3 protein-coding genes are annotated in these 2,554 nt (G+C 70.8%); 2 read left to right on the top strand and 1 reads right to left on the bottom strand.

Annotated features, from left to right (window positions below; translation table 11 throughout):
- Positions 1 to 24 precede the first annotated feature (24 nt).
- Entirely contained in the window at positions 25 to 678 is a 654-nt protein-coding gene (locus PLL68_RS08405) for a TVP38/TMEM64 family protein (protein WP_324533324.1), read from the top strand.
- On the opposite strand, the gene PLL68_RS08400 is transcribed toward PLL68_RS08405, so the two are convergent.
- Positions 672 to 1,613, bottom strand: a complete 942-nt coding sequence (locus tag PLL68_RS08400) for a DUF808 domain-containing protein (RefSeq protein ID WP_324533323.1) — start codon at positions 1,611 to 1,613, stop codon at positions 672 to 674. The genes PLL68_RS08405 and PLL68_RS08400 overlap by 7 nt on opposite strands.
- 117 nt (positions 1,614 to 1,730) lie before the next feature.
- On the opposite strand from PLL68_RS08400, the gene PLL68_RS08395 reads away from it, so the two are divergent.
- Positions 1,731 to 2,471 (top strand): SAM-dependent methyltransferase, encoded by a 741-nt coding sequence (locus PLL68_RS08395; RefSeq protein ID WP_324533322.1) that lies wholly within the window; start codon positions 1,731 to 1,733, stop codon positions 2,469 to 2,471.
- Positions 2,472 to 2,554: the final 83 nt, after the last annotated feature.

The following is a 2,554-nucleotide window of genomic DNA, read 5'->3' as shown; positions in this document are numbered from 1 at the left end:
CCCTACGCCTAGGCTGACCGGGTGATGAGCACCCGGGCGGCCAGGCTGCGCCTGCTCGGACTCGTCCTCAGCGTCGCCATCGCCAGCGCTCTCGCCTGGGTCGTCATCGGCGGCGACCTCGACACGGTCCAGTCCACCGTCGAGTCCACCGGGGCGTGGGGTCCCGTCGTGTACGTCGCGCTGCACGTGCTGCTCACCCTCGTGCCCGTCTCGAAGAACCTGCTCGCAGGCGTGGCGGGCGCACTGTTCGGACTCGTGGGTGGCATCGCGCTGTCATGGGTGGCGTCGATGATCAGTGCCGCCGTCACCTTCGCCATCGCCCGCCGGCTGGGGCGCACAGCCGTGGCGTCCATGACCGGGCCCCGGATCGACCGGGTCGAGGAGATCATGCGCCAGCAAGGCCTGCTCGCGGTGATCGTCGCCCGCGTCACGCCGGTCATCCCCTTCACCATCGTCAACTACGGCGCGGGCATCACTGCCGTGACCTCCCGCGACTTCGTGCTGGGGACCGCCATCGGCATCCTCCCGGGCACCGTCGGGTATGCCGCCCTCGGCGCCTCCGCGGGTCGTGACGCGACGACCTTCGTGCTCGCCGGGGTCATGGCCGTGGCGCTGTTCGCGGGCTCGCTCTTCCTGGGGTGGCGGGCCACCCGGCGCCAGCAGCGAAGCGCTCAGTGAGCGGATGCCGCGTGGTCGCCCTCGGGTGAGCGCATCCTCTTGACCTGGGTCACGACCAGGACGACGAGGGCACCGACGACGAGACCGATGACCGCCGAGGCCAGGGTGTTGGCCAGCCAGCCCGGGAAGCCGCCACCGACGGCCTCCTCGGCGTGGTGGACGAGGTCGTAGAGCCAGTGCCAGCCGAGATCGTGCACCCCGACGAGCAGGATGTGGCCACCGACCCACAGCATGGCGACGATGCCGACCGTCGACAGGCCGGCGAGCAGCTTGGGCATGAACGCGACGAGGCCACGCCCGACGCGCTGCGAGGCTCCCGACTCACGCCCCGCCAGGTGCAACCCGATGTCGTCCATCTTCACGATGAGACCGACGACGCCGTACACGAGGATGGTGATGCCCACCGCCACCAACGCCAGGATCACCGCACGGGAGACGAACGCCTCGTCGGCGACCTCGTTGAGCGCGATGACCATGATCTCGGCGGACAGGATGAAGTCGGTGCGCACCGCCCCGCTGACCACCGTCTTCTCGTGGTCGGGGTCACCGGCCGCAACGGCCTCGACCGCGTGCTCGTGACCGGCGACCATCTCCCAGATCTTCTCGGCACCCTCGTAGGCCAGGTAGGTGCCGCCGACCATGAGGATCGGGGTGAGGGACCACGGCAGGAACTGGCTGAGCAGCAGGATCGCCGGGAGGATGATGAGCAGCTTGTTGCGCAGGGAGCCCATGGCGATCTTGCGGATGATCGGCAGTTCCCGCTCGGGCTTCAGGCCGTCGACGTAGCGCGGGGTGACGGCGGTGTCGTCGATGACGACCCCGGCCGCCTTCGCGCTGGCGCGCCCTGCGGCGGCACCGACGTCGTCGACCGAGGCGGCCGCCAGCTTCGCGAGCGCCGCGATGTCGTCGAGGAGGGCGACGAGTCCACCAGCCACTGGTTCTTCCTTCGGGTCATGAGTCGGGGCCGCAGCCACCGTTGCGGTGCTCACGGTAACGCGATGTGCCCGGATATCGGTTGCGCGCACGCATCGCGGTCCTTGACAGTGAGCCACGTGCAGCACCACGAGATCAGCCACCACGCCCACGCCCACCACCCCGTGATGGCACCGCTGTCGGATGCCTCGGTGGCCCGACTGCTCGATCGCCTGCTCCCGTCGAGCGGGCGGCTGCTCGACCTCGGCTGCGGTCAGGGTGAGTGGATCCGCCGGGCGCTGAGCGTGCGACACGGTGTCACTGCCGTCGGGGTCGACCTCCACGTGGGGTCGGATGCCGGCGCACTCGCCCCGGGGCAGGCCTCGCGCGCAGTTTTCGTGGAGGCCGACGCCGCCGCGTGGACCGGCGGTCTGTTCGATGCCGTGCTCGCCGTCGGCGTCAGCCACGTCTTCGGAGGGCCGGGCGAGACGTTGGATGCCGTGCGCCGTCACCTCGCGCCCGGCGGACGCGTGCTCCTGGGCGACGGCATCTGGGACGTCCCGCCGACGCCGGCAGCCCTGACCGCCCTCGACGCCACACCGGAGGAGATGCCCGACCTCGTGGGCCTGCTGGACCTGGTGGCCCGGAAGGGTTTCGAGGTGGTGCACGCTCACGTGAGCACCCTCGAGGAGTGGGATGAGTACGAGTGGTCGTGGACGGGGTCGCTCGCGCAGTGGGCGCTGGAGCCCGAGCGCGATCCGGCCGAGCGGGACCAGGCCCTCGACGCCTCCCACGCCCATCGCGAGGCGTGGCTGACGGGCTACCGGGGTGTCCTGGGCTTCGCCACGCTGGTGCTCGTCGACAACCCGGCTGCCCACTGACCTGCGGCAGGAGTGACCAGTTGGTCAGATCTGCACGGAGCAGGCCCGGGCGGCGTGTGCCCGGGTGCCGTCACGCGGTAGCG

Source organism: Ornithinibacter sp., from assembly GCF_035443565.1.
GTDB lineage: Bacteria > Actinomycetota > Actinomycetes > Actinomycetales > Dermatophilaceae > Fodinibacter.
The sequence above is the reverse complement of the archived record's forward strand: the minus strand, read 5'-3'. Positions and strand labels throughout refer to the sequence as shown.

What these genes read in the sequence shown, in the direction of transcription:
- PLL68_RS08405 (WP_324533324.1), top strand. Translation starts at nt 25, where the DNA reads ATGAGCACCCGGGCGGCCAGGCTGCGCCTGCTCGGACTCGTCCTCAGC.